Annotated in this window: 28 protein-coding genes; 12 read left to right on the top strand and 16 right to left on the bottom strand. The window is 73.1% G+C overall.

From position 1 onward, the window contains the following. The first annotated feature begins 172 nt into the window (after positions 1-172). A complete protein-coding gene (locus GWK16_RS07820; protein WP_170053376.1) occupies positions 173-1,615 on the top strand; it encodes a DUF2252 domain-containing protein in 1,443 nt (480 codons plus the stop codon). 6 nt (positions 1,616-1,621) lie between these two features. On the opposite strand, the gene GWK16_RS07815 is transcribed toward GWK16_RS07820, so the two are convergent. Next, complete coding sequence (locus GWK16_RS07815) at positions 1,622-2,590, bottom strand: threonine/serine dehydratase (protein ID WP_248291214.1); 969 nt, start codon at positions 2,588-2,590, stop codon at positions 1,622-1,624. A gap of 54 nt (positions 2,591-2,644) precedes the next feature. Between GWK16_RS07815 and GWK16_RS07810 the strand changes: the two genes are divergently transcribed. From GWK16_RS07810 to GWK16_RS07785, 6 genes are all read left to right on the top strand, one after another. Next, positions 2,645-3,112, top strand: a complete 468-nt coding sequence (locus tag GWK16_RS07810) for an HPr kinase/phosphorylase (protein ID WP_170053375.1) — start codon at positions 2,645-2,647, stop codon at positions 3,110-3,112. Next, positions 3,112-4,047, top strand: coding sequence for an RNase adapter RapZ (gene rapZ / locus GWK16_RS07805; RefSeq protein WP_170053794.1), 936 nt, complete (start codon positions 3,112-3,114; stop codon positions 4,045-4,047). Before GWK16_RS07810 ends, rapZ begins: the two co-directional genes overlap by 1 nt. Continuing rightward, a complete protein-coding gene (locus tag GWK16_RS07800) occupies positions 4,044-4,487 on the top strand; it encodes a PTS sugar transporter subunit IIA (protein WP_170053374.1) in 444 nt (147 codons plus the stop codon). Before rapZ ends, GWK16_RS07800 begins: the two co-directional genes overlap by 4 nt. Positions 4,488-4,576: 89 nt before the next feature. After that, positions 4,577-4,846, top strand: a complete 270-nt coding sequence (locus GWK16_RS07795; RefSeq protein ID WP_211187280.1) for an HPr family phosphocarrier protein — start codon at positions 4,577-4,579, stop codon at positions 4,844-4,846. Beyond that, entirely contained in the window at positions 4,836-6,662 is a 1,827-nt protein-coding gene (ptsP, locus tag GWK16_RS07790; RefSeq protein ID WP_170053373.1) for a phosphoenolpyruvate--protein phosphotransferase, read from the top strand. The genes GWK16_RS07795 and ptsP overlap by 11 nt, the downstream gene beginning before the upstream one ends. A gap of 157 nt (positions 6,663-6,819) precedes the next feature. Continuing rightward, positions 6,820-7,014: a hypothetical protein gene (locus tag GWK16_RS07785; protein WP_170053372.1), complete on the top strand. Its 195-nt coding sequence runs from the start codon at positions 6,820-6,822 to the stop codon at positions 7,012-7,014. 128 nt (positions 7,015-7,142) lie between these two features. On the opposite strand, the gene addB is transcribed toward GWK16_RS07785, so the two are convergent. The 4 genes from addB to tsaE form a co-directional block, all read right to left on the bottom strand. Next, positions 7,143-10,169 (bottom strand): double-strand break repair protein AddB, encoded by a 3,027-nt coding sequence (addB, locus tag GWK16_RS07780; protein WP_170053371.1) that lies wholly within the window; start codon positions 10,167-10,169, stop codon positions 7,143-7,145. A gap of 263 nt (positions 10,170-10,432) precedes the next feature. After that, positions 10,433-11,161, bottom strand: a complete 729-nt coding sequence (locus GWK16_RS07775; RefSeq protein ID WP_170053370.1) for a nucleotidyltransferase family protein — start codon at positions 11,159-11,161, stop codon at positions 10,433-10,435. Continuing rightward, positions 11,158-12,147 carry an aminoglycoside phosphotransferase family protein gene (locus GWK16_RS07770; protein ID WP_170053369.1) on the bottom strand — a complete coding sequence of 330 codons (990 nt, stop codon included), beginning with the start codon at positions 12,145-12,147 and terminating at the stop codon, positions 11,158-11,160. Before GWK16_RS07770 ends, GWK16_RS07775 begins: the two co-directional genes overlap by 4 nt. Continuing rightward, positions 12,144-12,602 carry a tRNA (adenosine(37)-N6)-threonylcarbamoyltransferase complex ATPase subunit type 1 TsaE gene (gene tsaE / locus GWK16_RS07765; RefSeq protein WP_170053368.1) on the bottom strand — a complete coding sequence of 153 codons (459 nt, stop codon included), beginning with the start codon at positions 12,600-12,602 and terminating at the stop codon, positions 12,144-12,146. The genes GWK16_RS07770 and tsaE overlap by 4 nt, the downstream gene beginning before the upstream one ends. Before the next feature lie 75 nt (positions 12,603-12,677). Here tsaE and GWK16_RS07760 point away from each other — a divergent pair, with 75 nt between their 5' ends. Both GWK16_RS07760 and GWK16_RS07755 read left to right on the top strand, forming a co-directional pair. Next, positions 12,678-13,697, top strand: a complete 1,020-nt coding sequence (locus GWK16_RS07760) for an NAD(P)/FAD-dependent oxidoreductase (protein WP_170053367.1) — start codon at positions 12,678-12,680, stop codon at positions 13,695-13,697. 86 nt (positions 13,698-13,783) lie between these two features. Continuing rightward, positions 13,784-14,101, top strand: coding sequence for a hypothetical protein (locus GWK16_RS07755; protein WP_170053366.1), 318 nt, complete (start codon positions 13,784-13,786; stop codon positions 14,099-14,101). Here the strand turns inward: GWK16_RS07755 and GWK16_RS07750 are convergent. The 10 genes from GWK16_RS07750 to mntR all read right to left on the bottom strand — a co-directional run bounded on the left by GWK16_RS07750 (position 14,098) and on the right by mntR (position 21,336). Beyond that, on the bottom strand, positions 14,098-14,994 hold the full coding sequence (locus tag GWK16_RS07750) for a LysR substrate-binding domain-containing protein (protein WP_170053365.1): 897 nt from the start codon (positions 14,992-14,994) through the stop codon (positions 14,098-14,100). The two genes, GWK16_RS07755 and GWK16_RS07750, sit on opposite strands and share 4 nt — an antisense overlap. Positions 14,995-15,062: 68 nt before the next feature. Beyond that, positions 15,063-15,665, bottom strand: a complete 603-nt coding sequence (locus GWK16_RS07745; protein ID WP_170053364.1) for a 2-hydroxychromene-2-carboxylate isomerase — start codon at positions 15,663-15,665, stop codon at positions 15,063-15,065. Between the two features lie 13 nt (positions 15,666-15,678). Beyond that, positions 15,679-16,290, bottom strand: a complete 612-nt coding sequence (locus GWK16_RS07740; RefSeq protein ID WP_170053363.1) for a LysE family translocator — start codon at positions 16,288-16,290, stop codon at positions 15,679-15,681. A gap of 3 nt (positions 16,291-16,293) precedes the next feature. Beyond that, positions 16,294-16,851, bottom strand: a complete 558-nt coding sequence (locus GWK16_RS07735) for a pyridoxamine 5'-phosphate oxidase family protein (RefSeq protein WP_170053362.1) — start codon at positions 16,849-16,851, stop codon at positions 16,294-16,296. After that, positions 16,848-17,474: a glutathione S-transferase family protein gene (locus tag GWK16_RS07730; protein WP_170053361.1), complete on the bottom strand. Its 627-nt coding sequence runs from the start codon at positions 17,472-17,474 to the stop codon at positions 16,848-16,850. The genes GWK16_RS07735 and GWK16_RS07730 overlap by 4 nt, the downstream gene beginning before the upstream one ends. Next, on the bottom strand, positions 17,471-18,679 hold the full coding sequence (locus tag GWK16_RS07725; protein WP_170053360.1) for an MFS transporter: 1,209 nt from the start codon (positions 18,677-18,679) through the stop codon (positions 17,471-17,473). The genes GWK16_RS07730 and GWK16_RS07725 overlap by 4 nt, the downstream gene beginning before the upstream one ends. Before the next feature lie 4 nt (positions 18,680-18,683). Then, positions 18,684-18,860 carry a hypothetical protein gene (locus tag GWK16_RS07720; RefSeq protein ID WP_170053359.1) on the bottom strand — a complete coding sequence of 59 codons (177 nt, stop codon included), beginning with the start codon at positions 18,858-18,860 and terminating at the stop codon, positions 18,684-18,686. Positions 18,861-19,081: 221 nt separating this feature from the next. Continuing rightward, a complete protein-coding gene (locus GWK16_RS07715) occupies positions 19,082-20,260 on the bottom strand; it encodes a multidrug effflux MFS transporter (RefSeq protein ID WP_170053358.1) in 1,179 nt (392 codons plus the stop codon). A gap of 186 nt (positions 20,261-20,446) precedes the next feature. Further along, entirely contained in the window at positions 20,447-20,887 is a 441-nt protein-coding gene (locus GWK16_RS07710; RefSeq protein ID WP_170053357.1) for a MerR family transcriptional regulator, read from the bottom strand. Continuing rightward, positions 20,884-21,336 carry a manganese-binding transcriptional regulator MntR gene (gene mntR, locus GWK16_RS07705; RefSeq protein WP_170053356.1) on the bottom strand — a complete coding sequence of 151 codons (453 nt, stop codon included), beginning with the start codon at positions 21,334-21,336 and terminating at the stop codon, positions 20,884-20,886. The genes GWK16_RS07710 and mntR overlap by 4 nt, the downstream gene beginning before the upstream one ends. Positions 21,337-21,416: 80 nt before the next feature. Between mntR and GWK16_RS07700 the strand changes: the two genes are divergently transcribed. The 3 genes from GWK16_RS07700 (at position 21,417) to GWK16_RS07690 (ending at position 25,615) form a co-directional block, all read left to right on the top strand. Beyond that, a complete protein-coding gene (locus GWK16_RS07700) occupies positions 21,417-22,742 on the top strand; it encodes an Nramp family divalent metal transporter (protein WP_170053355.1) in 1,326 nt (441 codons plus the stop codon). A 21-nt stretch (positions 22,743-22,763) separates the two neighbouring features. Beyond that, on the top strand, positions 22,764-23,270 hold the full coding sequence (locus tag GWK16_RS07695) for a cupredoxin domain-containing protein (protein WP_211187187.1): 507 nt from the start codon (positions 22,764-22,766) through the stop codon (positions 23,268-23,270). 80 nt (positions 23,271-23,350) lie between these two features. After that, the gene (locus GWK16_RS07690) at positions 23,351-25,615 is read left to right on the top strand and encodes a heavy metal translocating P-type ATPase (RefSeq protein ID WP_170053354.1); all 2,265 of its coding nucleotides are present in this window, start codon (positions 23,351-23,353) and stop codon (positions 25,613-25,615) included. On the opposite strand, the gene GWK16_RS07685 is transcribed toward GWK16_RS07690, so the two are convergent. Then, positions 25,584-26,039, bottom strand: a complete 456-nt coding sequence (locus tag GWK16_RS07685; RefSeq protein ID WP_170053353.1) for an Lrp/AsnC ligand binding domain-containing protein — start codon at positions 26,037-26,039, stop codon at positions 25,584-25,586. The two genes, GWK16_RS07690 and GWK16_RS07685, sit on opposite strands and share 32 nt — an antisense overlap. Positions 26,040-26,153: the final 114 nt, after the last annotated feature.

The raw sequence follows: 26,153 nt of genomic DNA, 5'->3' as shown, positions 1-26,153 counted from the left end.
GGCGCCGCGCCGGTCTCTCGGCAGGGCGGAAGACCCCCCGCGACGGGCGCTCGGGTCTGAAATCCGTGCGTGCGGACTTGATCCGGCGCAAGGTGAGGCCCGCAGGCCGGGCGTAGGTAGACGCCACCGTGAACCCGCCACGCGTCCGCACATCGGGACGGGAGGCAGCGCCATGAAGAAGTCGTCCAAGTCCCGCAACGGCTCGAAGCCCGCGACGACGCCGTCCCCGGCATCGCCGGGTCCCCGCGCGACCGAGGCCCATCCCCACGCGCTCGACGAGCGCCTGGCGGCGGGCAAGGCGCTGCGCGAGCGGGTGGCGCGCGATGCCCACGCCGCCTGGAAGCGCCCGGCCAACCGGTTCGATCCGGTCGCCTTGATGCAGCAATCCGACCCCGAGCGCCTGCCCGAGCTGGTGCCGATCCGCTATGGGCGCATGCTCGCCTCGCCCTTCGCCTTCTACCGGGGATCGGCGGCGATCATGGCCGCGGACCTCGCCGGCACGCCGGCCAGCGAGTTGCGCGTGCAGGCCTGCGGCGACTGCCACCTGATGAATTTCGGCGGCTTCGCCACACCAGAGCGCAACATCCTCTTCGACATCAACGATTTCGACGAGACGCTGCCGGCACCCTGGGAATGGGATGTGAAGCGGCTCTCGGCCTCCTTCGTGCTGGCGGCGCGATCGCTGAACATGAAGGACAGCGTCGGGCGCGACGCGGCGGCCGCGGCCGCGCGCAGCTATCGCAAGCGCCTGCGCGAATTCGCCGAGATGCACCCCCTCGACGTCTGGTACGCGCAGGTCACGGCGGAGGCCGTGCTCGACACGCTGCCGGCGGCCCGGCGCGACCTGCTCGCGGCGCGGCTCACCAAGGCGCAGGCAGGGACCGGCTCCGAGCTCGACTTCCCGAAGTTGGCCGGGGTGGTCGGCGGGCGGACGGCCATTCGCGACGCACCGCCGCTGATCTTCCACCCCGAGGAAGCGCGCGCCCCCGAATTCGGCGCCGTACTCGACCAGGTCTTCGCGGCCTATCGCGAAACGCTGCCGGATGACCGGCGCGTGCTGCTCGACCGCTACCGGGTGGTGGATGCGGCGATCAAGGTCGTGGGCGTCGGCAGCGTCGGGCGGCGCTGCTGGATCGCGCTGCTGATGTCGGCGGGCAACGCCCCGCTGTTCCTGCAATTCAAGGAGGCGGTGGCCTCCGTGCTCGAACCCCATGCCGGAGCCAGCGCCTACGCCCACCATGGCCGGCGCGTGGTCGAGGGGCAGCGGCTGATGCAGCCGGCCTCCGACGTCTTCCTGGGCTGGGTGACGGGGCCGGGCGGGCGGGAATTCTACGTGCGCCAGCTCCGCGACGCGAAGATCAAGCCGCTGGTCGAAAGCTTCGACGAGGAGTTGCTGCTGCTCTACGCCAAGATCTGCGGCTGGGCGCTCGCCCGCGCCCATGCCAAGGCGTCCGAGGTGGCGGAGATCGCCGGCTACCTCGGGTCGAGCGACCAGTTCGACGAGGCGATGGGCGATTTCGCGATCGCCTATGCCGACCAGGCCGAGCGCGACCATGCCGCGCTCAAGGCCGCGGTGCGGCGCGGGGCCGTCACCGTGGCGCAGGAAGCGGGCTGAGCGGCGTCAGCCCAGGATGCTGGCGGGGTCGCAATTGGCCCCGCAGACCAGCACGCCGACCTCGGCCGCTTCGGGCGGCGTCCAGCCGCCGCCCAGCACCACGGCGAAGGCCGTGGCGCCGCCGGGTTCGGCCACCACGCGCAGCCGGTCCCACAGCCAGCGCTGCGCGGTGCGGATCATGTCGTCCTTCACCACCACCAGCCGGCCGCCGACGCTCGACAGCACCTCGAAGGGCAGGGCCCCGACCCGCCGGGCGCCGAGACTGTCGGCCGCGATGCCACCCGAGGGCACGTCGACCGGCTGCCCCGCCAGCCCCGCCGCGAGCAGGGTCGGGCATTCGTCGGGCTCGGCGACGATCATGTCGACGCGCTCCTGGTACCAGGAGGCGATGCCGCCATAGAGCCCCCCGCCGCCCGCCGCGACGACGAGATGAGTGAGGTCCGGCGCGTCCTCCTCGAACTCCAGCCCCACGGTGCCCTGGCCGGCGAGGACCTCGGCCTGGTCATAGGCATGGACGATCAGCGCCCCGGTCTCGGCCGCGCGGGCCTCGCTGGCGCGGCGCGCCTGGTCGTAGGCCGCCCCGCCCACCATCAGCGTCGCGCCGGTCTCGGCGATGCGTGCCCGCTTGGCCTCGGAGGTGATCTCGGGGACGAAGATCTCCGCCTTCACCCCCAGGATCCTGGCCGCATGGGCCACCGCGATGCCGTGGTTGCCGCCCGAGGCGGCAATGACGCCGGCGGGGGGCACGGAGGCCGACAGCATCCGGTTGAAGGCCCCGCGCGGCTTGAAGGACCCGGTGACCTGCAGTTGTTCCAGCTTCAGGGTGAGCGGGAAGCCGAGGCCGGTGTCCTCGGCCGAGAGGCGGATCACCGGCGTGCGGCGGATATGGGGGGCGATGCGCGCCGCGGCGGCGCGGATGTCGTCTTGGGTGACCATGGCGCCAGGAAGGTGCCCGGCACCCGGAGGGGTGTCCATGGGCCGTTTCAGGGGGCGACGAGGCGGCGCTTTGACTGGTGCCCCATTTCTGCCATGGTCCGCCGCTCGGACGGGATGGCCGGGCTGGGAATGCTGGTCCATGGGAGTTGCGCCTCGCGCGACGGGGCGGCGGTTCTGGTGTTGGGAGCGCCGGGCGCCGGCAAGTCGGATCTCCTGCTCAGGCTGATCGGCCGGGGCTGGGATCTGGTGGCGGACGACCAGGTGGTGGTCGCGGACCGCGCCGTGGGAGCGCCGGCCGCGCTGAAGGGCTTGCTGGAAGTAAGGGGACTCGGGATTTTCGAGGGGCTGAAAGTGGCTGAGGGCGCGCGTCTGGCCCTCGTCGTCGAGCTGGTGGAACGGGCGGCAGTGGACCGGCTGCCGCAGCCGGCGTCCTGGATGCCGGCCGGGGTGCCGCGCGTCGCGCTGCACGGATTCGACGCTTCGGCCTGCGACAAGGTGGAACTCGCGCTGGCCGCAGCCCTGGGGCGTGCGCAGCAGCGCGCCGGAGCCTTCCGGACGTGATGGACGGCGTCCCCCCACAGCGGCGGCAGGTGGTGCTGGTGACCGGCCTGTCCGGGGCCGGCAAGGCCTCCATCCTCAAGGTGCTCGAGGATCTCGGCTACGAAACGGTCGACAACCCCCCCCTCTCGGTGCTCGAGGCGCTGGTGGGCGACGGCGACCAGCCGCTCGCGGCGGGGGTGGACAGCCGGACGCGGGATTTCGACGCGGCGGCCGCGCTGCGGCTGCTCGAACGGCTGCGCCTGCGGCCGGATATCGCGGTCACCCTGGTCTTCGCGACGGCCGAGGCCGATGTGCTGCTCCGTCGCTACACCGAGACGCGGCGGCGCCACCCGCTGGCGCCGGGCGGGCCGCTCGGGGCCTCGGTCGCCGACGGCATCGGGCGGGAGGCGGCGCTGATGGAGCCGCTGCGCGTGACCGCCGACCTGCTGGTCGACACCTCGGACCTGCCGCTGCCCGACCTGCGCCGGATGGTGGAACGCCGCTTCGGCGCCGAGGCCGGCGGGGGCATGGGCGTGTCGGTCGTCTCCTTTTCCTACGCGAAGGGGCTGCCGCGGGAAGCGGACCTGGTCTTCGACATGCGTTTCCTGCGTAACCCCCATTACGTGGACGCGCTGCGCCCCGAGACCGGCCAGGACCCGGCCGTGGCCGCCTATATCGAGGCGGACCCCGATTTCGGCCCCTTCTGGCGCTGCATGACCGAAATGCTCGGGCCGCTCTTGCCCCGCTACGCACAGGAGGGGAAGAAGTACCTGACGATCGCGCTGGGATGTACGGGCGGCAAGCATCGCTCGGTCCTGGCGGCGGAACGTCTGACACACCATCTAAAGGCGCAAGGCTGGCGCGTGGAACTGGTCCACCGTGAGCTCGCGGCTGGCGCAGCGGGATCGCGCGCCAGCCGTGCACCGGGGCGGGAGGCCCTGACGCAGTCATCATGATCGGCATGGTTATCGTCACGCACGGCCGCTTGGCCGAGGAGATGCGCCACGCCATGGAACACGTGGTCGGACCGCAGCAGGCGGTGGCGACGGTCTGCATCGGCCCCGACGACGACATGGATCACACGCGCACCGACATCCGGCAGTCCATCGAGGCCGTGGACCAGGGCGACGGCGTCGTCGTCCTGACGGACATGTTCGGCGGCACGCCGTCGAATCTCGCGATGCAGATGGCCGGCGGCGAGCGCCCGGTCGAGGTGCTGGCCGGGGTCAACCTGCCCCTGCTGGTGAAGTTCGCGAAGGTGCGCGGGACCGAACCCCTCTCCCAGGCAGTGGACCACGCGGTCGCCGCCGGGCGAAAGTACATCGCGTGCGGACGGGATGTGCTGGCGGGCGCCCAGGCGGCCCCAGCCCTGCCCAACGGGAGGAGCGGCGCGTGAACGAATGGCCCGACGAGCCGGGGGCGAAGGTGGCGGGCGAACCGGCCCCGCCTGCCGACCCCTGCGGCTGCGATCCCGGGGATTCCGGGCTGGTGCTGCGGCGGACCGTCGTCATCCGCAACAGCCGCGGCCTGCATGCCCGCGCTGCCGCCAAGCTTGTCACCACGGCCGAGCGCTTTTCCGCCTGCGTCAACGTGCTGCGCGGCGGGGAGAGCGTGCCGGCCTGCTCCATCATGGGCCTGATGATGCTCGGCGCCGGCCAGGGCGCCGAGATCCTGATCGAGGCCGAGGGCTGGGACGCCAAGGAAGCGCTCGAGGCGGTCGCCGGCCTGGTCGAGGCCGGCTTCCATGAAGACTGAGACCCCGAAGACCAAGGCGAAGGCGAAGCCGCGCGAGGTCGCGGTCCAGGGCATCGCGGTGTCGCCCGGCGTCGCCATCGGCGCCGTCTACGACACCTCCGACCCGCCGGCCGAGGCGCCGCGCCGGACCATCGGCGCGGAAGCGGTCGAGGACGAGCGCCAGAACCTCGCCAACGCGGTCGCCTTTTCCCGCAAGCAGATCGGCAAGCTGAAGACGCGCATCGGCGTCCTGCCCGAGGAGGCGCAGGAGGAGATCGCGCCGCTGCTCGACGCGCATCTGATGATGCTCGGCAATTCGCGGCTGATCCGCGGCGCGCGCAAGCGCATCGAGGCCGAGCTGCTGTCCGCCGAGACCGCGGTGCTCGACGAATCCGAGGACATCCGCGCGGCGATCCTCGCGGCCAAGGACGACGACAAGGCGGGCCTGGCGCGGCGCGCCAACGAGGTGCGCGACATCGCCCGCCGCCTGATCCGCAACCTCACCGCCACGCCCTTCCGCACCCTCAAGGACCTGCCCGAGGGCTGCATCCTGGTCGCCGAGGAACTGACCCCGGCCGACGCCGCGCTGCTCGACCCCGCGCGCATCGCGGGCGTGGCGACCGAGGAGGGCGGCACCGACGGGCACACCGCGATCATGCTGCGCGCCCTCGGCATCCCGGCGGTGCTCGGCGCCCATGGGCTGACCGAGACGGTCCAACGCGGCGACCAGGTCGTCCTCGACGGCACCGGGGGCGTCGTCACGGTGCATCCCTCCGCGCCCACGCTCGGCGCGGCGAAGGACCGGCTCGCCGCCTTCGCCAAGGAACGGACGAAGCTGTCCAAGCTTCGGCGCCTGCCGGCCGAGACCACCGATGGCGAGCTGGTCGAGCTGCAGGCGAATCTCGAGATCCCGCAGGAGCTGCCGCTCATCGCGCAGGCCGGCGCGCAGGGCATCGGCCTGCTGCGCACCGAGTTCCTGTTCATGAACCGCGAGGACCTGCCCGACGAGGATGCGCAGGTCGAGGCCTACACCCAGATCGTCGGCGCGATGGAAGGCCAGCCGGTCACCATCCGCGTACTCGACTGGGGCGGCGAGAAGGACATGGAGGCACTCGCCGAGGGCGTCGCGCCCGTCCATGCCGGATCGAACCCCGCGCTCGGCCTGCGCGGGCTGCGCATGCTGCTCAAGCGGCCCGAATTGCTCGAAGTCCAGTTCGCCGCCGTGCTGCGCGTCGCCGCCGCGGCCGGCGACGGCGACGTCCGGCTGCTGCTGCCGATGGTCACCATCCCCGAGGAGGTGAAGCAGGCGCGCGAGATCTACGACCGCGTCGCCCGTCGCCTTCGCCGCCGCGGCGACAAGCTGCCCGAGAAGCTGCCCCTGCTCGGCGCGATGATCGAGACGCCCGGCGCGGCCCTGGCCGCCGACGCGATCGCGCTGGAAGCCGATTTCTTCGCCATCGGGACCAACGACCTCGCCATGTACACCCTCGCGGTGGACCGGGCGGAGGCGGAGGTGTCCCACCTGTACGACCCGCTGCACCCGGCGGTGTTGCGCCTGGTGCAGTTCGCCACCGAAGCGGCGCTGCGCCTGCGCATGCCGGTGTCGATCTGCGGCGAGATGGCGGGCAATCCCCAGTTGACGGGGTTGCTGCTCGGCCTCGGCGTGCGGACCTTCTCGATGAATGCCTCCGCCCTGCCGCGCGTGAAGCAGGCGGTGCGGGCGCTCGACATCGGGGACTGCGCGCGTTTCGCGCGGCGCGTCATGGAGCAATCCGACCCCGCGCGCATCCGCGAACTGGTGGCGGGCTTCGCCGAGGGCGTCACCGAGCGCGCCTGACGGCTGGCACGGGCTCGCCCTGTGCGCCAGCACGAAGCGCAGGCTGTAACCTGCTGTACTGAAGCGTTACAGGGCGCCTTGTTTCTGCCCTTCTTCCGCCCCCTGAACGTCGCGCGGCCTGTCGAGGCTGGTCGCGAGGAACAGGGGAGTGCCTCACATGCGACCCATTCGCCGCGCTGCCGTCACCGGGCTGTTCGCGCTGTGGCTGGCGCCGCTGGGCGCCGTGACGGCGGACCGCGCACCGGTTGCTGGGGCGGAGGCGCATAGCGGGATCTATGGCCCCGAGCGCCCCGCAGCGATGCGCGACGAGGATCGCGAGGACGAGTCCGAGGCGGATCGCGCCGAGGGATGACGGGCCGAGAGGGGCGCCGCCCCTCGCGGCCTCGCCCCGGCGGCCTGCCACACAAGGTCATGGTTTCCAAAGGCCTTTCGGCCTTTGGCGGGGAGGCTTGGAGGGGCAGCGCCCCTCCAATTCCGCAATCACCCGTCCCCGGTCCCTGCCGACCATTCCTCGATCCGCGCCAGGTGATCGTAATCCCCGCCCGCCGCGCTGCGCGCCGGGTGGGGCCGTGACGCGAAGGGCGCTTCCCCCAGCAGCCAGCGCGCCGCGAGGGCCATCAGCCTCTCCCGCGCCAGCGCCGCATAGTCCTCGTCGGCCTTCATATGCTTCACTTCCCCGGCCTGCTCGCCGCCCGTCAGGCTCCAGTAGAGCAGTTCGGCGGCCTCGCCCTGTGCGCCGGCGAAGGCCCCCTCGGCGAGCAGCCAGGCCTCGATCGGCAATTGCGGGGCCGCACCTTCCAGCAGGTCCTTCTCCCGCGGCACCGTGCCGGTCTTGTAGTCCACCACGCGCCAGCCGCCGCGGCTGAGATGGTCCAGCCGGTCGGCGCGCGCCTCGATCTCCACCTCGCCCTCGGCCATGCGGAGCCTGGCGACGCCCTTGGTCTCCACCAGGCAGGCGAGCAGGCCGCCGCCGGCGCGCAGCCGGGCCTCCTCCTCGATGACGAAGCCGCCGATGTTGGACAGGCGCGGCCCCCAGAAGGCGAGGATCCCCGGCCGGTCGGCGTGCTTGTCGAGCGCCGCCGCCGCCGCGCGGTCCCAGGCGGCACGCGCGGCGTCATGCCCGGGCCAGGCGGTGCCGAGCGCGCGCAGGAAGCCCGCCATCGCGTCATGCACCAGCGTGCCGTACTCGATCGCCCCGACATCGAGGTCGAGGTCTTTCAGCGCATTCAGACGCAGCATCCGGCGCGCATAGAAGGCGTAGGGATCGGCGATCAGTTGCTGCGCGTCGGACACCGTCAGGCGGCGCGGGCGCAGCTCCGCCGGCGGCGCGGGCATCGGGCGCGGCACCGGCGTCACGGTCGCGGGGGCATCCAGCGCCGCCGCCCATCCCGCCGCCGGCGAGGCCTCCAGCGCCAGCCCGCCCTGCCCGGCCAGGAAGGTGTCCAGCCGCGTCAGCCAGCGCGCCTGCACCGTCGGCGCCCCGCCGCGCCGTGCGGCCGAGGACAGCACCACCTCCGGCGCCGCCGCCGCGGCATAGAGGAAATCCGCCGCGACGCGGCCGATCCGCGCCTCGGGTTCCGGCAGGCCGAATTCCCCGCGCATCGGGCGGCTCATCCACGGACCCGGCTCGGTCGCCTGCGGCCAGACGGATTCCTCGAGCGCGCCAAGGATCACCCGGTCGAAGGATTGCAGCCGCGCTTCCAGCAGGCCGAGGATCGCGATGCGCGGATGCGGCGCGTCGCCGCGGTTGCGCACCGCGCGCAGCGACGGCGCGACCGGCCCGGCGAGCGACGCCTCGAACAGATCGGGCCAATCCGCCGGCGCCATGGGCGGCAGGTGCGGCAGCGCCTCGGACAGGTCGTGCAGGTGGCGGGCGAGCGGTTCGCCTTCCTCCCCGGCATAAAGCCGCAGCCCGCCCGGCAGGTCCGGCGTCGCCGCCAGCGTCTCGGCCGCCGCCATATGTGCCGCCAGGAGATCCGCCGGCGGCCGCGCCGGCGATTGCGGCAGCACGTCGAAGCCCGCGAGCGCGGCCTCCAGCGCATCGAGCAGCGCCGTCACCGACCCCGTCGCGGCACCGCGCGTCGCCGTCAGGCTCGCGCGCAATCCCGACAGCCCCGGCGCCGGCCGCGGCCCGCGCAGCGCCGCGCGTTCCAGCGCCCGCGCCGCCGCCAGCCAGTCCGCGCGCTCCATCCCGCCCGTGCAGAGCGGATGCTTCAGCACCGCGAGCAGCGGCACCGGCGCGAAATCCTCCGCCACCATCCGCGCGATCAGGCGCAGGAAGGCGGCCGCAGGCGTCTCGGCCAAAGGCTCGCCCGCGGAATCGTCCGCCGTGATGCCGTGCCGCGCGAGTTCCGCCGACACCCGCCGCGCCAGATCGCGATCCGGCGTGATCAGCGCGGCGCGCGCCTCGGGCGTTTCCATCGCCTCGCGCAGCAGCAGCGCGATGGCGGCGGCTTCCTGCTGCGCCTCCGCCGCATGCAGCCGCGTCACGCCGCGCGCGGCATCGCGCCAGCGCGACGGGTCGCGCTCCGTCCAGCTCGACAGCCCCTCCGCCGGATGCAGTGCGCGACCGAGCAGCACCGCGCGATCGCGCGGCGCCGTCGCGGGCACGTCGTCATGCCACGGCGTCAGATCGGCCGGCGTCGCATCCAGCGCCTTCAGCAACCGCGCCTGTCCCGCCAGCGGATGAGTCGGCGCCGCGCGGATCGCCTCCCACAGCGCGTCATCCACCGGCTCCGGCAATCCCTGCAGCACCACATGCCCCTGCGGCGCCGCCGCCAGCACGCGCAGCAGTTCCGCCGCCGCCGGGATCGTGCCGCCCGCGCCGATGCCCGCCGCGACCGTCATCTCTGCCGGCGGATACCGCTGCCAGGCCGCCGCCTGCGCCGCCAGCGCCTTCACGCGCCGCACGCCGATATCGAGCAGCCCGCGATCCGTCAGCCAGTCGTTCCAGTCGGTCGCGACCGCGCGCAGCACCGTCGTCGTGATCTGCCAATGCGTCGCGTGCTTCTCCGGCACCAGGCCATCCAGCCGCGCCAGCCACACCTCGGCGAACCGTTCCGGCGGCTCGCGCTCCAGCATCGCGACGTCCGCTTCCTCGAGCGCGATCTCGTCGAACAGCCGCGCCAGCTCGCCGGCCAGCAGCCAGGCCTGTTCCGGCGTCGCCGGCCCGCCCGCCCGCGTCGGAATCCGCTGCGCCATCGCCGCCAGCACCGACTGCCGCGCCAGCGGCGCCACCGCGGGCGGCAGGTCGAGCAGGTCCGGCAGCGCCAGCTCCTCCGCCTCCTCGGTCGACAGGCCCGCCAGCGCCCGCATCCGCGGCAACAACAACGCCCGCCCGCCCGCCGCGCGCAGGAACGCCTCCCGCAACCCACGCGCCGCACGCCGCGTCGGCAACAACACCGTCACCCGCGCCAAGGCCTCGGCGCCGCCGGGCACCCGGTCCAGCACGCCGAGGGCCAGCGCCCCGAGGAAGGGAACCTGCGGGGGGATGGCGTGGAGCGTCATGAACGGGGGCACCCGGCGCTGGCGGAGAGGGGCTTTGCCCCTCTCCGGACCTCACCCCACCAAAGGCCGAAAGGCCTTTGGAAACTGATAGATTCATCGGGGATTTCGGGGAGGGGCATCACCGGTGCGCCCAGCGCGACGCGCATGCCATGCCCCTCCCCGAAATCCGCGATCAAGTCCTGGTGTCCAGAGGCCTTTCGGCCTCTGGCGGGTGGGGGTCCGGGGGAGGGCAGCGCCCTCCCCCGCCGCGCCGCGTCCCCCATTCAGAACAGCGCCCGCGCCAGTCCTGCCCGCAGCGTTTCTTCCGCGTGGTGCAGGTCTTCGGGCGTGGAGAGGTGGAACCAGGCACCGTCGTGGACCAGGCCGAAGAGGCGGCCGTTCTCCATCGCCTGGTTATAGAGGCGGTTGAGGCTGAAGGCGCCGGCAGGCGCGTCGGCGAAGAGGGCCGGCGAGAGGATCTGCACGCCGGCGTAGAGATAGGGCGCGATCTCGCGTTCCTTCGGCCGGCGCATGCGGCCGAGGGGATCGAGCAGGAAGTCGCCGTGACCGACCGTGCCGTCCACCTGGGTGGTGCGGACCATCAGCAGCAGCGCGTCCATCTGCTCGGGGTCGAAGGCGGCGGCGAGCCGGGTCAGCGCGGGGGTCGGGCCGTCGAGCCAGAAGGCGTCGCCGTTCACCACGGCGAAGGGTCCGGTGCCGAGGTTCGGCAGGGCGAGGGTCACGCCGCCGCCGGTCTCGAGCAGCGTGTCTTCCTTCTGCAGGGTGATGCAGGGATCGGCGCGGAGGGACATCGCGACCGCGATCTGGTCGGCATGCCAATGGGCGTTGACCACGGCCTGCTGCACCCCGGCGGCCTGCAACCGGTCGAGCGCGTGGTCGAGCAGGGACCGTCCGTGGAGTTCGAGCAGCGGCTTGGGGCGATCGTCGGTGAGCGGCCGCATGCGCGTGCCGAGGCCGGCGGCCAGGACCATGCCGTGGGTGAGGGTGATCATGCGGGCTCCGTCACGGCCACGGGGTTGCGGCGCAGCGCGGGCGGGACGCGCGCGTCGAGGAAGTCGCGCAGCGGGCGTGTCGCCGGGTGCTCCAGCGCGGCGGCGAGGAGGCGCCAGCAGCGCGGCCCGTGCACCAGGTAGTGCGGCTTGGAATCGCGCCGGTCGAGCCGCACCCAGAGCGCCGCAACGCGCAGGTGCCGCTGCGCGGCACAAGCGGCCATGGCGGCGGCGAAGTCCTCGCGGTCGAGGTCGCCGCGCGCGTCGAGGTAGCGCGTGATGGCAGCGGCGCGGATTCCGGGTGCGACGTCCCGCCGCGCATCCTCGACCAGCGAGACGAGGTCGTAGGCGGGGGAGCCGTGCGCGGCGTCCTGGAAGTCGATCAGCCCGGTGCGGCGCGGGCTGGGGCGCGCGGCCAGGCGCATCAGGTTGGCCGGGAAATAGTCGCGATGGACGAAGCAGCCGGCGGTGGTGAAGGGCGTGACCATCGTCGTGATGGCCGCGGCGAGCTCAGCGTGCGTCGCGGCATCGGCCGGCGTGCCGAAGGTCGCGGGCCACCACCAGTCGAGGAAGGTCGCCGCCGTCGTCTCGGCCATGCGCGCCGCGCCCCAGGCGGGCAGGTGCGCGGGCGGCGGGGCGGCGTGCAGCGCGGCGAGCGTCTCGGCGGCCTCGAGGTAGAGCGGCAGCGCATCCTCGCCGGCATCGAGCAGCGCGGCGTGGGTGGCGTTGCCGAAATCCTCGAGCAGCAGGAAGCCGTTCGCCTCGTCGGCCGCAAGGATCGACGGCGCCGAGAGGCCGATGCCCGCGATGTGGCGCTGGACCGCGAGGAAGGGGCGGACGTCCTCGGGCGGCGGGGCGTCCATCAGCAGCGCGGGGGCCGGGCCGCCGGTCAGCCGGGCGTATGTCCGGAAGGAGGCATCGGCCGGCAGCGGATCGATCCGCGCCGCGCCGAAGCCGGCGGCCCGCAGGAAGTCGGTCGCGTCCCTCATGCCGCCAGCGCCCCGAGCCGTTCGTCCCAGCCGGACAGGGTGACGTGCCGCGCCTCCTCCGCCGCGAGCGGTTTGAGGGTCACGGTGAGCGCGCCCTCCGGCCGTTCGTTGCCGAGCCGTTCGGGCCATTCCACCAGCACGATGCCCTCCCGCGCTTCCTCCCAGCCCAGTTCGGCGAGGCCCTCGGGCCCGTCGAGGCGGTAGAGGTCGAAGTGATGCGCCGGGCCCGCGGGAAGGTCGTAGGACTGGACCAGGGTGAAGGTCGGGCTCGGCACTTCCAGGGCCGGGTCCCCGGCGGCGGCGCGCAGCACGGCGCGGGCCAGCTCCGACTTCCCGGCCCCGAGCGGCCCTTCCAGCAGCACCGCATCCCCCGCGCGCAGCAGCCGGGCAAGCCGCGCGGCCAGGGCATGGGTGGCGGAAAGGTCGGGCAGGTCCAGGGCGACGGTCCGGGGCATGAAAGGGGGGTGCGGCCCGCTATGATCCTTGGGCGCTTCCGTCTATCACGCGGCCCAGGATTCGGGGGAGTGGCCATGGCGGCCGTCATCGAAACGGATGTCGCGATCATCGGCGCGGGGCCTGTGGGCCTCTTTGCCGTCTTCGAATGCGGCATGCTGCGCATGAAATCGGTGGTGATCGATGCGCTGGACGCCGTGGGCGGGCAATGCACCGCGCTCTATCCGGAAAAGCCGATCTACGACATCCCCGCGCATCCCGCGATCGCGGCGGCGGACCTGATCGGCCACCTCGAGAAGCAGATCGAGCCCTTCGCGCCGACCTTCCTGCTCGGCCGCCGCGTCGAGACGCTGGCGCGGGAGGACGGGACGATCGTGCTCGGCACCAGCGCGGGCGACACGGTGCGCTGCAAGGCGGTGGTGATCGCCGCCGGCGCCGGCGCCTTCGGCCCGAACCGCCCGCCGCTGGATGGGCTGCCGGGCTACGAAGCCTCGGGCGCCGTGCGCTACCTGGTCGCGCGGCGGGAGGAATTCCGCGGCAGGCGCGTGGTGATCGCCGGCGGCGGCGACAGCGCGGTGGACTGGGCGCTGTCGCTGAAGGACGTGGCGGCGAAGGTGACGGTGGTGCATCGCCGCCCGAAGTTCCGCGCCGCGCCGGAGACCTCCGCCCAGCTCGAAGCCGCCGCCGAACGCGGCGAGATCGAGATGGCGATCCCCTACCAGCTGCACGGGCTGAAGGGCGACGGGTCGCGGCTGGAGGCGGTGACGCTCGCCACGTTGAAGGGCGAGGAACGCGACATCCCCGCCGACCACCTGCTGGCCTTCTTCGGCCTGTCGATGGAACTCGGCCCGATCGCGTCCTGGGGGCTGGGGCTCGACCACAACCACATCCGGGTGGAACCCGCGACCTGCGCGACGAACGTCGATGGCGTCTTCGCCATCGGCGACATCGCGACCTATCCGGGCAAGCTGAAGCTGATCCTGCAGGGCTTCAGCGAGGCGGCGATGGCCGCGCACGCCATCCATCCGCGCGTCTTCCCCGGTGAGGCGCTGCATTTCGAATACTCGACGTCGAAGGGCGTTCCCGCCGGCGGATAGTTGCGCCGGCGACGCTTCGTTAAGGCCTCCCCGCGCATGCTGCCGGCGGCGCCCCTGCTGGCGCACGCGGCGGCAGGAGGCCCCAGATGACGACCATGGCGGCGCGCGATGCGCTGCGCCCGGACCCTCCCGGCCCGACATACGTCGCGACGCTCTACGCCTTCGACGAGCCTTGCACCGTGCTGCTCGGTTGGCAGCGACGGGAGGCGGTGCTGCGGATGCTGTCCACCACGCGCGCGGTGATCGGCGGCGTGACCGGATTGCGGGACGGGGACCGCCTGCTGCTGGTGCTGCATCGCGGCCAGCCGGTGGTGCGCGAATGCCGCGTCACGGGCACATCGCTGTCCGGCGTCGAGCTGGAACACTTCGGCACCGGGATGCTGGCCGAGGCCGCCATCATTTAGGCCGGGACAGGCTCGCCCGCGAGTTCCCGCCGCAGCCAGGCGACGAAGGTGCGCCCCTCTGCCTGGCGCAACGCGCCGGGGCGCGCCACCAGCCAATAGGCGACGCCCGCCTGCACCGGTTCATCCAGCGCCACGACGCGGCCGGCGGCGAGGTCCTCCGCGCAGACCGGCAGGCGGGCGAGCGCGACGCCGAGCCCCTGCGCCGCCGCGTCCACCGCCATGTGCACCGTGTCGAAGCGCAGGCCCCGCGCGCGGTCCGGCGGCGGCGCGCCGCGCGCGGCGGCCCAGGCGTCCCAATCCTCCTGCGTCGAGGTGACATGCAGTGTCGGCAGCCGCGCCAGCACCGCGGCCAGCGCCTGCCCCGCGAAGCGCGGCGCGGCGACCGGCACCAGGCGGATGTCGGACAGGTGCTGCCATTCCCCCGCACCGGAGGGTTCGCGCGCCATGCGGATGGCGAAGTCGTAGCGCCCGTCGCCGAGTTCCACCCAGCCCTGCTCGCTGCTGATCGCGACCGTCAGGCCGGGATGGTCGCGGCGCAGGCGCGGCAGGCGGGGCACCAACCAGCGGGCGGCGAAGGTCGGCGCGGCGCTGACGCGCAACCCCGCCTGGTGCCGCGCGCCATCGAGGCGATCCATCACCCGGGTCAGGCCCTCGAAGGCGCGGGTCGCTTCCGCGAGCAGTTCCTCGCCGGCCGGCGTCAGCGCCAGGGTGCGCGCATCGCGGCGGAACAGCGGCAGGCCGAGCCGGTCCTCGAGCGTGCGCACCGCATGGCTGACGGCGCTCGGCGTCACGCCCAGCTCGCCCGCGGCGCCCGCGAAGCTGGCATGGCGGCCTGCGGCCTCGAACAACCGGAGCGCGGCGAGCGGCGGCAGCCTGTGCGGGACTCTCTCCATCGCGCGCGACCGTAGCACCGGCGGCGCGGAAAGCGCCTCGCGCACAGCGCAGGGCGGGGCTGCGCGGGCTACCAGGGGCCTTCGCGCAGCCAGGCCTCGACCATGGGCAGGCGGTCCTGGCCCCAGAAGGGCTCGCCGTCCACGACGATGAAGGGGGCGCCGAAGACGCCCTGGGCGATCGCCTCCTGCGTTGCGGCACGCAGCGCGTCGCGCGCGGGCGGGGCCTCGGATTGCACGGCGAGGCGCGCCGCCTCGGGCCCCAGCGTCGCGGCGAAGGCCTGGGCGGCCGGGGCGGTGTCGAGGTCCGCCCCCTGCCCGAAGATCGCCGTCATTGCGGCGCGGGCGAAGCGGCCGGCCAGCGCGGGATCCTCGAGCGCGATGGCATGGAACACCCGCGCGCAGGCGAGCGAGGTGCCCGGCGGTGCCAGCGGCCGCGCCAGTGTCAGCCCCTGCCGCCGCGCCACGCGCGCGAGGTCGTGCGGCACGTAGTCCCGCCGCAGCGGCTGGTCGAGGATCGGCGCCATCCCCGTCGTGCGGAACACCACGCCGAGCAGGATGGCGCGCCAATCGACGCTGCGGCCGTTGCGGCGCGCGAGATCCTCGATCTGCGTCGACGCGATCCAGGCGAAGGGCGAGGCGAAGTCGAACCAGAAGGCGATCGGGGCGGTCATCGGGCGTCTCCGGTCATCGCGGCAGCAAGGCCCAGGCGGTGGCCAGCACCAGCGCCGCGGCCAGCACAAGGTTCACGGCGCGCGACGCGGCGGGCTGCGACAGCAGCCGCGCCAACGATGTGCCGACCAGCAGCCAGGCGAGGTGCATCAGCACGATCATCGCCATCAGGGCGAGCGTCTTCGCGACGGCCTCGGCCACCGGCGGCAGGCCTTCCAGCCGCGACGCCGCGAACAGCGCACTGAACACGATCCACGCCTTGGGATTGGCGGTGGCGAGCAGCAGCCCGCCCAGCACCGAAGGCGCGGGCACCGAGGGATCGTCGCGCGCGAGCGGCGGTGCGCGGGCGATCCGCACCGCGAGCCACAGGATGTAGAGCGCCGCGGCGGCCGTCAGCACCGGCCCGGCCTGCGGCACCGCCGCGAGCGCGGCGAAGAGTCCCGTCGCCACCGCGAGCAACACGGCGGTGGTGCCCAGGATCAGGCCCGCGACGTAGGGCATCGCCCGTCGCAGCCCGAAGGCGGCGCCGACCGCGGTGACGCTGATGGTGGACGGGCCCGGGCTGCCCATCAGCGCCGCCGCGGCGAGGAGCATCGCGCCGAGCCCGGGCGGGAAGGCGGCATCCATCGGTCAGCGCCGCGGGGGCACGGCGCCGGGGGACCGGGTCGCGTTGACCGCCGGCCAGCGCTCCGCCGGGCCGGGCAGCGGGCCGGACTTGCCGGTGAGCTCCTCGACCGCGATGCGGAAGACCGTGACCTCGCCCAGCCGCGGATAGAAGCCGGGCGGGCGCTGCCAGGACGGGTCGCCATACTTCGCCATCAGCGCGTCGAAGAAGCGGGCCTTGTCGGCCTCGGCATCCTCGATCGTCACGGTGCCCCAGCCGATCACGCTGCGGAAGGCCATCGAGGTGTCGCAGTCGAATTCGCCATAGGGAAACACCTCCCCGGCCTCGTGCACCGCGAAGCAGACGCGGGGGTTGGCGGCGAGGTTGCGCGCGAAATGCCCCTGCGCCGAGGTGGTGTGCACGCGCATCGTGCCCCCCTCCCAGATGAAGAGGTTGGGCACGACATAGGGCACGCCATCCGCGCCGGCGGTGGCGAGGTTCACGACACGCGCGGTGGCGAGCAGCGCGGCGATGTCGTGCGGCGTCATCGCCTTGTCGGTACGGCGCAGCGCGGGGCGGCTCATCCGCCGCTCTCCCGCGCCAGGGCGCGCTGCACCGCAGGGCGTGCGGCCATGCGCGCGCCGTGGTCCGCGACGCGCGGGAAGCGCGCGGGATCGACGCCGTCCGCCGGCAGCCAGCGCGCGATGGTGTGCAGGTAGCCATCCGCCAGGCTGTAGCGATCGCCGAGCACCCAGGGGCCACGCAGCATCGTCGTCTCGATCAGGTCGAAGCAGGCGGCCATGTTCTCCGGCACCTTGCGCTGCATGGCGGCCATCGCGTCCGGGTCGTCCACCCAGCGATGCCCGCGCATGCGGTGGGCATGCGCGATATGGACGGTCGAACAGAGATAGGCGTTGAACTCCTGCATCCGCGCGAAGGCGAAGGAATCCTCGAAGGGCGCGAGGCCGGCGGCGGGGAAGCGCTGCGCGACGTAGGTGAGCAGCGCCGGCGTCTCGGTCAGCACGCCGTCTTCGATCACCAGTGCCGGCACGCGGCCCTTGGGGTTCACCGCGAGGAAGCCCGGCGAGCGCTGCTCGCCCGCGGCGAAGTCGACGCGCCGCGCCGTGTAGTCCGCCCCGGCTTCCTCGAGCGCGATCAGCGTCGCGAGGGCGCAGGTTCCGGGGGCGACGTGGATCAACAGGCTCATGCGGGGGCAACTCCGGGCATCGGGCGCGGACGGTCGTCCATCGGCCATTGCAGCAGGGCCGCCGTCGCGCCCACTGCCACCAGCGCCCACCAGGCCGCAGCGTAGCCGCCCGTCGCATCGAGCACGAGGCCGCCCATCCAGGCCCCCGCGAAGCCGCCCAGCTGGTGCCCGAGGAACACCACGCCGAACAGCATGTTGAACCGCGCCAGGCCGAACAGGCGCCCGATCAGCGCCGAGACCAGCGGCACCACCCCGAGCCAGGTCGCCCCCATCACCGCGGCGAAGACCAGCGTGCTCGCCGCCGAGACCGGCACCGACAGATACGCCACGATCGCGATGGTGCGGATGGCATAGATACCCGCGAGCAGCCGCTTCGGGCTGAAGCGCTGCCCGAGCAGTCCGAAGCCGTAGGATCCGAAGGCGTTGCACACCCCGATCACCGCCAGCGCCTGCGCCCCCACCGCCGGGGCCAGGCCGCACAGGCCGAGGAACCGCGGCAGATGCGTGGTGATGAACATCAGCTGGAAGCCGCAGGCGAAGAAGGCGACGGACATCACGACGAAGCCGCGATGCGCCAGCGCCGCCCGCAGCGTCGCCCCGAGCGGCAGCGCCGGCGCGCGCACCGCGGGACCGCGCGGCGCGCCGCCGATGAGGACCGACACGGCCACCATCGCCCCGCAGGCCGCGGCATAGCCCAACACCGCGCCGCGCCAGCCGAAGGCTGCGATCATCGCATCGCCCGCGGGTGCGAGCACCAGGATCCCCATTGACCCCGCGCCCGAGACGAGCCCCAGCAGCACGCTGCGCCGTTCCGGCGGCGCGGCGCGCGACACCGCGCCGAGCAGCACGCCGAACCCCGTCCCCGCGATGCCGAGCCCCGTCAGCACGCCCATCCCGAGATCGAGCCCGATCCAGGGCGTGTGCGACGTCGCCATCAGCAGCAGCCCCGCCGCGTAGAGCACCCCGCATCCGAGCAGCACCGGCCGTGGCCCGAAGCGGTCGCCGAGCGCGCCGACGAAGGGCTGCGCCAGGCCCCAGACCAGGTTGTGCAACGCCACCGCGAAGCCGAAGGACGCCGCCGCGACGCCAAGATCCTCCCCTACCGGGCCGAGGAACAGGCCGAAGCACTGCCGCAGCCCCATCGAGACGGACATGACCAGGGCGGCGACGATCACCACCGTGCGGAGCGACGGGCCGGCGGTCATGGGATCACCAGAAGGGGCCGTATTGCAGCAGGCGCGCCTGCTCGGTCTCGGCGCTGCGCGGGGCGGGCGGCAGGCCGACATCGCGCCGGCCCTGCGGGTCGAGCGCCTCGGCCTGGGGCGTGGGCGGCGCGACGCGGAACAGACGCCGCAGCCAGGCGACGCAGACGGAAACGACGGACATGGAATGCAGACCCTGATCGGGAGGAAGACGCGCGTCGGCGAAGGCGGACCGATGCAGGCCTCGTCGCAGGGTCTCAGGACGGCGGGTGCTGACCGTCGCGCGGCGGCTCAGGGGCCGCGAGGATCTGCGCGAAAAGGCCGGGACCGCCGTCATGCCGGGCGATGGTCCCGCGCAGGGCGCGGGCGGGGAACCGAGTTCTCCTCACCCGCGCTGAGCGGCCCTCACGCCGATGGACGCACGGCCGGACGCAGCGACCCGGCGGCGAGCGCGGCGAGCGCGCCGACCAGCATCAGCAGCGCCATCGGCCGCGGCGTGCCGTCGGCGAGCGCGCCGACCAACGCGCTGCCCAGCGCCGCGCAGGTGAATTGCAGCGTGCCCAGCAGGGCCGAGGCGCTGCCCGCCCGCGCCGGATGCCGCGCCAGCGCGCCGACCGCCGCGTTGGGGAAGATCAGCCCGGTCGCCGCCAGCGCGATCGCCGCCGGGACGAAGACGCCCCAGATGCCGCCCCAGCCGGTGAAGGCCGCCACCAGCACGCCCCCCGCCGCGATGGCGCTGACGCGCAACGCCATCGAGGGCACGCGGCGCGGCCCGAAGCGGCGCAGCAGGGTCGGGTTGAACTGCGACGCCGCGATGAAGCCCGTCGCGCTGACGGCGAAGAGCAGGCCGAAGCGGCTCGCGGGGATGCCGAAATGCGCGATGTAGACGTCCGGCGCGCCGCCGATGAAGGCGAAGACCGCGAACATCGCCATCGCGCCCATCAGCGCATGACTGATGAAGCCGCGTTCGCGCCCGATCTCGATGAAATCGGCCAGCAGCGTGATGGCTGACCGCCGCGCGCGGCGGTCCGGCGGCAGCGTCTCGGGCAGCAGCAGCGCGGCGAGCAGGCAGGACAGCGCGCCATAGGCGACGCAGGCCCAGAAGATCATCCGCCACCCGCCGGCGCCGAGCAGCAGCCCGCCCAGCGTGGGTGCCAGGATCGGCGCCGCGCCCATCACCAGCATCAGCTTCGACATCAGTCGCGCGGCCTCGAGCCCCTCGGCCAGGTCGCGCACCATGGCCCGGGGGATCACGGCGCTCGCCGCGCCGCCGAAGGCCGCGACGCAGCGCCAGGCGGCGAGCGTCGCCATGTCGCCGGCCATGGCGCAGCCCACCGAGGCGAGGGTGTAGATCGTCGTGCCCACGATCAGCGGTCCGCGGCGGCCGAGCCGATCCGCCAACGTGCCCTGCACCAGCTGCCCCACCGCGAGCCCGACGAACCAGGCCGCCAGCGTGATCTCGACACTGCCCCGCGCGGTGCCGAGCTCGGCCTCGATGGCCGGGAAGGCCGGCAGGTACATGTCGGTGGACAGGGGCCCGACGGCGGTCAGGAAGCCAAGGAGCAAGGGGAGCCAGCGGGGCATGAAGCATCCGGTCGTGTCGGGGGGAGCCCCGGCACGGCAGGGCGGTCCGTTCTGGAATGGGCACCCGCGAAGCCGGGGGCAAGGGCCGAGAGGGGCTTTGCCCCTCTCGGGCTCTCCCCACCAAAGGCCGAAGGGCCTTTGGAAACCGTCACGGGCTCCAGCGAGACGGCGGCGTTCCGCGCCGGCTCAGTCGCGGCCGTGCCCGGGATCGGCGCAGTGCCCGTGAGCGAAATCCGCGAGCGTCTCGATGATCCGGCAACGGCCGATCGTCCCGCCCGCACATTCCTCGGCCATCCGCGCCAGTTCCGCCCGCAGCGCCGCGAGGCGCCGCATCCGCGCGTCGATCTCCCGGATCTGGTCCGTCGCCAGCCGGTGCGCGTCGCCGCAATCGGCCTCCGGATGATCCGCGAGGTCGAGCAGCGCGCGGATCGCCTCGCTCTCGAAGCCGAGTTCCCGCGCGTGGCGGATGAAGCCGAGGCGCCGCAGATGCGCCGGCCCATAGGCCCGGTGCCCGCCGGCGGTCCGCGCCGCCGGCGGCAGCCAGCCTTCCTGCTCGTACCAGCGGATGGTGGTGGGCTTCACCCCGGTCGCGCGCGCCAGGTCGCCGATGGAATAGGCGGCACTCATCCGGCGGCCTTCCGGGCTGCGAGGAAGCGCTCGAAGGCCTGCAGGGCGGCCTCGCTGGCATGGTGCTCGATCCCTTCGGCGTCCTGCTCGGCCGTTTCGGCATCGAGTCCGACGGCGATCAGGAACTGCACCACCAGCTCGTGCCGCGCCTTCGCGGCGGCGGCCATGTCGCGGCCGGCATCGGTCAGGAACAGGCCGCGATACGGCTTGGTCTCGACCAGCCCGTCGCGCTGCAGCCGGCCGATGGTGGCGGTGACGGTCGCCTGGGACACGCCCATGCGGCGCGCGATGTCGACCGCCCGCGCCTCCCCGTCCGCCCGCAGCAGGTCGGCGATGAGCTCGACATAGTCCTCGGCCGTGGCGGTCCGGTCGGCCTCGCGCTGGCGGGCGAAGCGGGCCGCCTGGTCCTCGGCGGGGGGCAGGGGGCGCGGGGCCAGGGTTCTGCGCATGGAATGAAGGAGTCCCGACGTGAACCCCTTGATAGCCGCCTGCACACTTCTTAGCCTAGGCTAACTTTCGGAGGTCCTGCATGAACCCGCCATCGGAGGCCGTCGCCGCCAGCCCCCCCAGCCTGCCGGAGGTGCATCGCAGCGTCGCCGTACCGAATTCGGCGGGATTCCTGCGCAAGCTGTTCGCCTTCATGGGGCCGGGCTACCTGGTCGCGGTCGGCTACATGGACCCGGGCAACTGGGCGACCGCGCTCGCGGGCGGGTCGGCCTTCGGCTACACGCTGCTCTCCGTCGCGCTGCTCTCCTCCTTGATGGCGATCCTGCTGCAGGCACTCTGCGCACGCATCGGCATCGCGACGGGCCGGGATCTCGCGCAGCTGTGTCGCGAGCGGTTTCCGAAACCGATCGCCTATCCGCTGTGGTTCCTGGCCGAGATCGCGATCTGCGCCACCGACCTGGCGGAGCTGATCGGCACCGCCATCGCGCTCGAGCTGCTGTTCGGCATCCCGCTGATCTTCGGCGTGCTGCTGACCGCGCTCGACGCCTTCCTGATCCTGTGGCTGCAGAACAAGGGCGTGCGCTGGCTGGAAGCCCTGATCTTCGGCTTCATCATGCTGATCTTCGGGTGCTTCGCGGTCCAGATCGTGCTGTCCGACCCGGTGTGGGGCGACGTGCTGCGCGGCTACGTCCCGTCCTCCTCGATCGTGACGGACCAGACGCAGCTCTACATCGCCATGGGCATCCTCGGCGCGACGGTGATGCCCCACAATCTCTACCTGCATACCGCGGTGGTGCAGTCCCGCGCCTGGCAGGACGACGAGGCCGGGAAGAAGGAGGCGATCCGCTTCGCCACCATCGACAGCACCCTGGCCCTGGCGCTGGCGCTGCTGGTGAACTCGGCGATCCTGATCACCGCCGCGGCCATCTTCCACACCACCGGCAACACCGAGGTCGCGGAGATCCAGGACGCCTACCAGCTGATGACGCCGCTGCTGGGCGGCACGCTCGCGGCGACGCTGTTCGCCGTCGCGCTGCTGCTGTGCGGCGTGAACGCGACGGTGACGGCGACGCTGTCCGGCCAGGTGGTGATGGAAGGCTTCCTGCGCTTCCGCCTCTCGCCGGTGTTGCGGCGGCTGGTGACGCGACTGATCGCGATCGTGCCGGCGGTCATCGTCACCTGGTACTACGGCGCCTCGGGTACCGCGCAGTTGCTGATCCTCTCGCAGGTCATCCTGTCGATGCAGCTGCCCTTCGCGGTGATCCCGCTGATGATGTTCGCCTCGGACAAGGGGCGGCTCGGCGCCCTGGCGGCGCCGCGCTGGCAGCTGGTGCTCGGCTGGGCCTCGGCGGCGCTGATCGTGGCGCTGAACCTCAAGGTGCTGGGCGACGCACTGCTCGGCGACTGATCCGGGACAAGGAAGGAAACGATGGTGGCGAAGGAATGCCGGGCACCGGCGACGCGGCGCTCCCTGGTCCTGGCTGTGGCGGCGGCCGCGGCGCTGCCGCGGGCGGCGCGCGCGGCCGGCGACATGACGCGGCAGGAGCCGACGGAAACGGTCGTCGAACTCGGTCGCCCGGACGGGGCGCACGCCTTCCATCCGAACCGGCTGCGTTTCGAGACCGGGCGGCTCTACCGGCTGGTCCTGCGCAATGTGAGCCGGGACCCGCACTACTTCACCTCGGACGAGTTCGCCGCGCGCGTCTTCACGCGCAAGGTCCAGGTCACGCAGGCCGGGCCGGATGGGCGGCGCGTCACCCTGGCGGAGTTCAAGGGCGCGATCCGCGAGATCGAGGTCTATCCGGGCCATGCCGCCGAATGGTGGTTCGTGCCGGTCGCCACGGGGCGCATCACCGACCTGCGCTGCGGCATTGTCGGCGCCGATGGGCGCAGCCATGCCCAGCACGGCATGACCGGCGAGATCGAGATCGTATGACCCGCCGGCGCGGTTTCGGGGCTTGAACCTCCAGCGACTGGAGATCCCATATGCATCTCCGGCGCGAAGGAGCGGCGGGCATGCCGACGGAACCGAGACTGCAATGGCGGGTGGGCGGCATGGATTGTGCCGCCTGCGTCGCGAAGGTGACCAAGGCGGTCGGGCGCCTGCCCGGTGTGTCGGCCGTCGAGGTGAATCTGATGGCCGAGCGGCTGTCGCTCACCCTCGCCCCGGGCACGACGTCGCGGGAGGCGGTGGAACAGCAGGTCACCGCGCTCGGTTACAGCGTCGCACCGATCGAGGCGGGACGCGGTCCACGCCAGGCCGAAAGGGTCGGTGGCGGCGACCGTTGTCACGACCATGACCACGACCACGACCATGATCATGATCATGACCACGGCCCTGTCGGGCACGGCCATGACCATGACGACCCCGCCGAGGCCGGCCTGCCCTGGTGGCGCACCGGCAAGGCGCGGCTCGTCTGGGTGCTGGGGGCGCTGGTGCTCGGCGCCTATGCGCTGTCCCTCGCGCTACCGCAGCGGCTGACCGACGCCATTTTCCTGGTCGCGACGCTGGTCGCCCTGGTGCCCTTCGGGCGCCGGGCCATCGCGCTGGCGCGCGCCGGCAGCCCCTTCAGCATCGAGACGCTGATGTGCACCGCGGCGATCGGCGCCGCAGTGATCGGCGCGGCCGAGGAAGCGGCGGTCGTGGTCCTGCTCTTCGCCGTGGGCGAGCTGCTCGAGACCGTCGCCGCCGGCCGCGCGCGGGACGGGATCCGGGCCCTGGCCGACCTGATGCCGCGCACCGCGCTGCGCCTGCGCGCCGACGGCACGATCGAGGATGTGAAGCCCGAGGCGCTCGTCGTCGGCGACCTGGTCCTGGTCCGCCCCGGGGACCGCGTGCCGTGCGACGGCGTGATCGCGGAGGGCCAGTCCGCCCTGGATGAAAGCCCGGTGACGGGCGAGAGCGTGCCGGTGGCGCGTGGGCCCGGCGATGCCGTCGTCGCCGGCAGCATCAACGCGGACGGCGCCATCCGCATCCGCGTGACGCGCGCCGCGGCCGACAACACCATCGCGCGCATCATTCGCATGGTGGAGGACGCCACCGCATCCCGTGCGCCGACGCAGCGCTTCATCGAGCGCTTCGCTGCCTGGTGGACGCCGGGGGCGATGGCGGTCTCGCTGCTCGCAATCCTGCTGCCGCCCGTCCTGCTGGACTGGGACTGGTGGACCAGCCTCTATCGCGGCCTGGCGGTGCTGCTGATCGCCTGCCCCTGCGCGCTGGTGATCTCGGTGCCGGCGGCGATGGCCTCGGGGCTGTCCGCGGGGGCGCGGCGCGGGCTGCTGGTGAAGGGCGGCGCGGCGCTCGAGGCGATGGGCGCGGCGCGGACCGTCGCCTTCGACAAGACCGGCACGCTCACCGAGGGCCGACCCCGGGTGACCGAGGTGCTGGCAGCGGAGGGCGGCGACGCGGCCGCGGTGCTGTCCCTCGCGGCGGCGGTGGAACAGGGCTCCTCCCACCCCCTCGCGCGCGCGATCCTGACGGAAGCCGAGGCGCGTGGCGTACCCGTGCCCGCCGCCGAGGCACAGGCGGCGATCCCGGGACGCGCGGCGACGGGCACGGTCGCGGGGCGGCGCGTCAGCGTCGGCAGCCCGCGCCATGCGCGGGAGGAAGGGGTCGGCTTCGGGTCGCTGGAACAGGAGGCCACACGGCTCGAGCAGGCCGGCAACACGGTCGCGGCGGTCGTCGTGGATGGGATGGCGGCGGGCCTCATCGCCCTGCGCGACGAACCACGCGGCGATGCGGCCCAGGGCATCGCCGCGCTCACCGCGCTCGGCCTGACCCCCGTGATGCTGACCGGCGACAACCGTCGCACCGGGGCGGCGATCGCCGCCGCCCTGGGGCTGGAGGCCCGCGCGGAGCTGCTGCCCGCCGACAAGCTGCGCGAGATCGCGACGCTGCGGGAGGCCGGGCCCGTCGTCATGGTCGGCGACGGCATCAACGACGCGCCGGCGCTCGCCGCCGCCGATGTCGGCGTGGCGATGGGCGGCGGGACCGACGTCGCGCTCGAGACCGCGGACGCCGCGGTGCTCAAGGACCGCGTGACGGGAGTCGCCGAGCTCGTCGCGCTGTCGCGTGCGACCATGGCGAATGTGAAGCAGAACGTCGCCGTGGCGGTGGGGCTGAAGGGGCTGTTCCTCGTCACCACCATGGCGGGCATCACGGGGCTGTGGCCGGCGATCCTGGCCGACACCGGCGCGACGGTGCTGGTGACGCTGAACGCGCTGCGGCTGCTGGGCTGGCGGCCCGTCATCACAGCAGCGGCAGGGGACCGTCGTTCTTGACCTCCTCCATCACCGCATAGGTCCGGGTTTCCTTCACGCCGGGCAGGCTGAGCAGCACCTCGCCCAGGAAGCGGCGATAGGCGCCCATGTCCTTGAGCCGCGCCTTGACCAGGTAGTCGAAGCCGCCGGCGACCATGTGGCATTCGAGGACCTCCGGCGCGCGGTTCGCTGCCTCGGCGAAGCGGGCGAAGACGTCGGGGGTGGTCTTGTCGAGCAGCACCTCGACGAAGGCGAGCAGGCCGAAGCCCAGCGTCCGGTGATCCAGCCGCGCGCCGAAGCCGGTGACGTAGCCGTCCTTCAGCAGACGGCGGAAGCGGTCGCTGGTGGCGGCGGGGGACAGGCCGATGCGCTCGGCGAGGTCCAGGTTCGTGATGCGGCCGTCCCGCTGGAGGATGTCCAGGATGCGCAGGTCGGTCTTGTCCATGGGCGATGATCCTTCGGCACCTGCGGCGATTTGGCTTCAATTGTACGGCACTGCAGGCAAAACGGCGCGTGCCCATTCGGCGTCCTGCGCCATAGGCTGGTTCCGCCACCCGAG

The organism is Neoroseomonas marina (assembly GCF_012927745.1).
GTDB classification, from domain to species: domain Bacteria; phylum Pseudomonadota; class Alphaproteobacteria; order Acetobacterales; family Acetobacteraceae; genus Neoroseomonas; species Neoroseomonas marina.
This window is presented reverse-complemented; position numbering and strand designations above follow the sequence as displayed.

Excerpts from the sequence above, each read along its gene's own strand:
- GWK16_RS07820 (WP_170053376.1), top strand. The coding sequence starts at position 173 with ATGAAGAAGTCGTCCAAGTCCCGCAACGGCTCGAAGCCCGCGACGACG.
- GWK16_RS07815 (WP_248291214.1), bottom strand. The coding sequence starts at position 2,590 with ATGGACACCCCTCCGGGTGCCGGGCACCTTCCTGGCGCCATGGTCACC.
- GWK16_RS07810 (WP_170053375.1), top strand. The coding sequence starts at position 2,645 with ATGGTCCGCCGCTCGGACGGGATGGCCGGGCTGGGAATGCTGGTCCAT.
- rapZ (WP_170053794.1), top strand. The coding sequence starts at position 3,112 with ATGGACGGCGTCCCCCCACAGCGGCGGCAGGTGGTGCTGGTGACCGGC.
- GWK16_RS07800 (WP_170053374.1), top strand. The coding sequence starts at position 4,044 with ATGATCGGCATGGTTATCGTCACGCACGGCCGCTTGGCCGAGGAGATG.
- ptsP (WP_170053373.1), top strand. The coding sequence starts at position 4,836 with ATGAAGACTGAGACCCCGAAGACCAAGGCGAAGGCGAAGCCGCGCGAG.
- GWK16_RS07785 (WP_170053372.1), top strand. The coding sequence starts at position 6,820 with ATGCGACCCATTCGCCGCGCTGCCGTCACCGGGCTGTTCGCGCTGTGG.
- addB (WP_170053371.1), bottom strand. The coding sequence starts at position 10,169 with ATGACGCTCCACGCCATCCCCCCGCAGGTTCCCTTCCTCGGGGCGCTG.
- GWK16_RS07775 (WP_170053370.1), bottom strand. The coding sequence starts at position 11,161 with ATGATCACCCTCACCCACGGCATGGTCCTGGCCGCCGGCCTCGGCACG.
- GWK16_RS07770 (WP_170053369.1), bottom strand. The coding sequence starts at position 12,147 with ATGAGGGACGCGACCGACTTCCTGCGGGCCGCCGGCTTCGGCGCGGCG.
- tsaE (WP_170053368.1), bottom strand. The coding sequence starts at position 12,602 with ATGCCCCGGACCGTCGCCCTGGACCTGCCCGACCTTTCCGCCACCCAT.
- GWK16_RS07760 (WP_170053367.1), top strand. The coding sequence starts at position 12,678 with ATGGCGGCCGTCATCGAAACGGATGTCGCGATCATCGGCGCGGGGCCT.
- GWK16_RS07755 (WP_170053366.1), top strand. The coding sequence starts at position 13,784 with ATGACGACCATGGCGGCGCGCGATGCGCTGCGCCCGGACCCTCCCGGC.
- GWK16_RS07750 (WP_170053365.1), bottom strand. The coding sequence starts at position 14,994 with ATGGAGAGAGTCCCGCACAGGCTGCCGCCGCTCGCCGCGCTCCGGTTG.
- GWK16_RS07745 (WP_170053364.1), bottom strand. The coding sequence starts at position 15,665 with ATGACCGCCCCGATCGCCTTCTGGTTCGACTTCGCCTCGCCCTTCGCC.
- GWK16_RS07740 (WP_170053363.1), bottom strand. The coding sequence starts at position 16,290 with ATGGATGCCGCCTTCCCGCCCGGGCTCGGCGCGATGCTCCTCGCCGCG.
- GWK16_RS07735 (WP_170053362.1), bottom strand. The coding sequence starts at position 16,851 with ATGAGCCGCCCCGCGCTGCGCCGTACCGACAAGGCGATGACGCCGCAC.
- GWK16_RS07730 (WP_170053361.1), bottom strand. The coding sequence starts at position 17,474 with ATGAGCCTGTTGATCCACGTCGCCCCCGGAACCTGCGCCCTCGCGACG.
- GWK16_RS07725 (WP_170053360.1), bottom strand. The coding sequence starts at position 18,679 with ATGACCGCCGGCCCGTCGCTCCGCACGGTGGTGATCGTCGCCGCCCTG.
- GWK16_RS07720 (WP_170053359.1), bottom strand. The coding sequence starts at position 18,860 with ATGTCCGTCGTTTCCGTCTGCGTCGCCTGGCTGCGGCGTCTGTTCCGC.
- GWK16_RS07715 (WP_170053358.1), bottom strand. The coding sequence starts at position 20,260 with ATGCCCCGCTGGCTCCCCTTGCTCCTTGGCTTCCTGACCGCCGTCGGG.
- GWK16_RS07710 (WP_170053357.1), bottom strand. The coding sequence starts at position 20,887 with ATGAGTGCCGCCTATTCCATCGGCGACCTGGCGCGCGCGACCGGGGTG.
- mntR (WP_170053356.1), bottom strand. The coding sequence starts at position 21,336 with ATGCGCAGAACCCTGGCCCCGCGCCCCCTGCCCCCCGCCGAGGACCAG.
- GWK16_RS07700 (WP_170053355.1), top strand. The coding sequence starts at position 21,417 with ATGAACCCGCCATCGGAGGCCGTCGCCGCCAGCCCCCCCAGCCTGCCG.
- GWK16_RS07695 (WP_211187187.1), top strand. The coding sequence starts at position 22,764 with ATGGTGGCGAAGGAATGCCGGGCACCGGCGACGCGGCGCTCCCTGGTC.
- GWK16_RS07690 (WP_170053354.1), top strand. The coding sequence starts at position 23,351 with ATGCCGACGGAACCGAGACTGCAATGGCGGGTGGGCGGCATGGATTGT.
- GWK16_RS07685 (WP_170053353.1), bottom strand. The coding sequence starts at position 26,039 with ATGGACAAGACCGACCTGCGCATCCTGGACATCCTCCAGCGGGACGGC.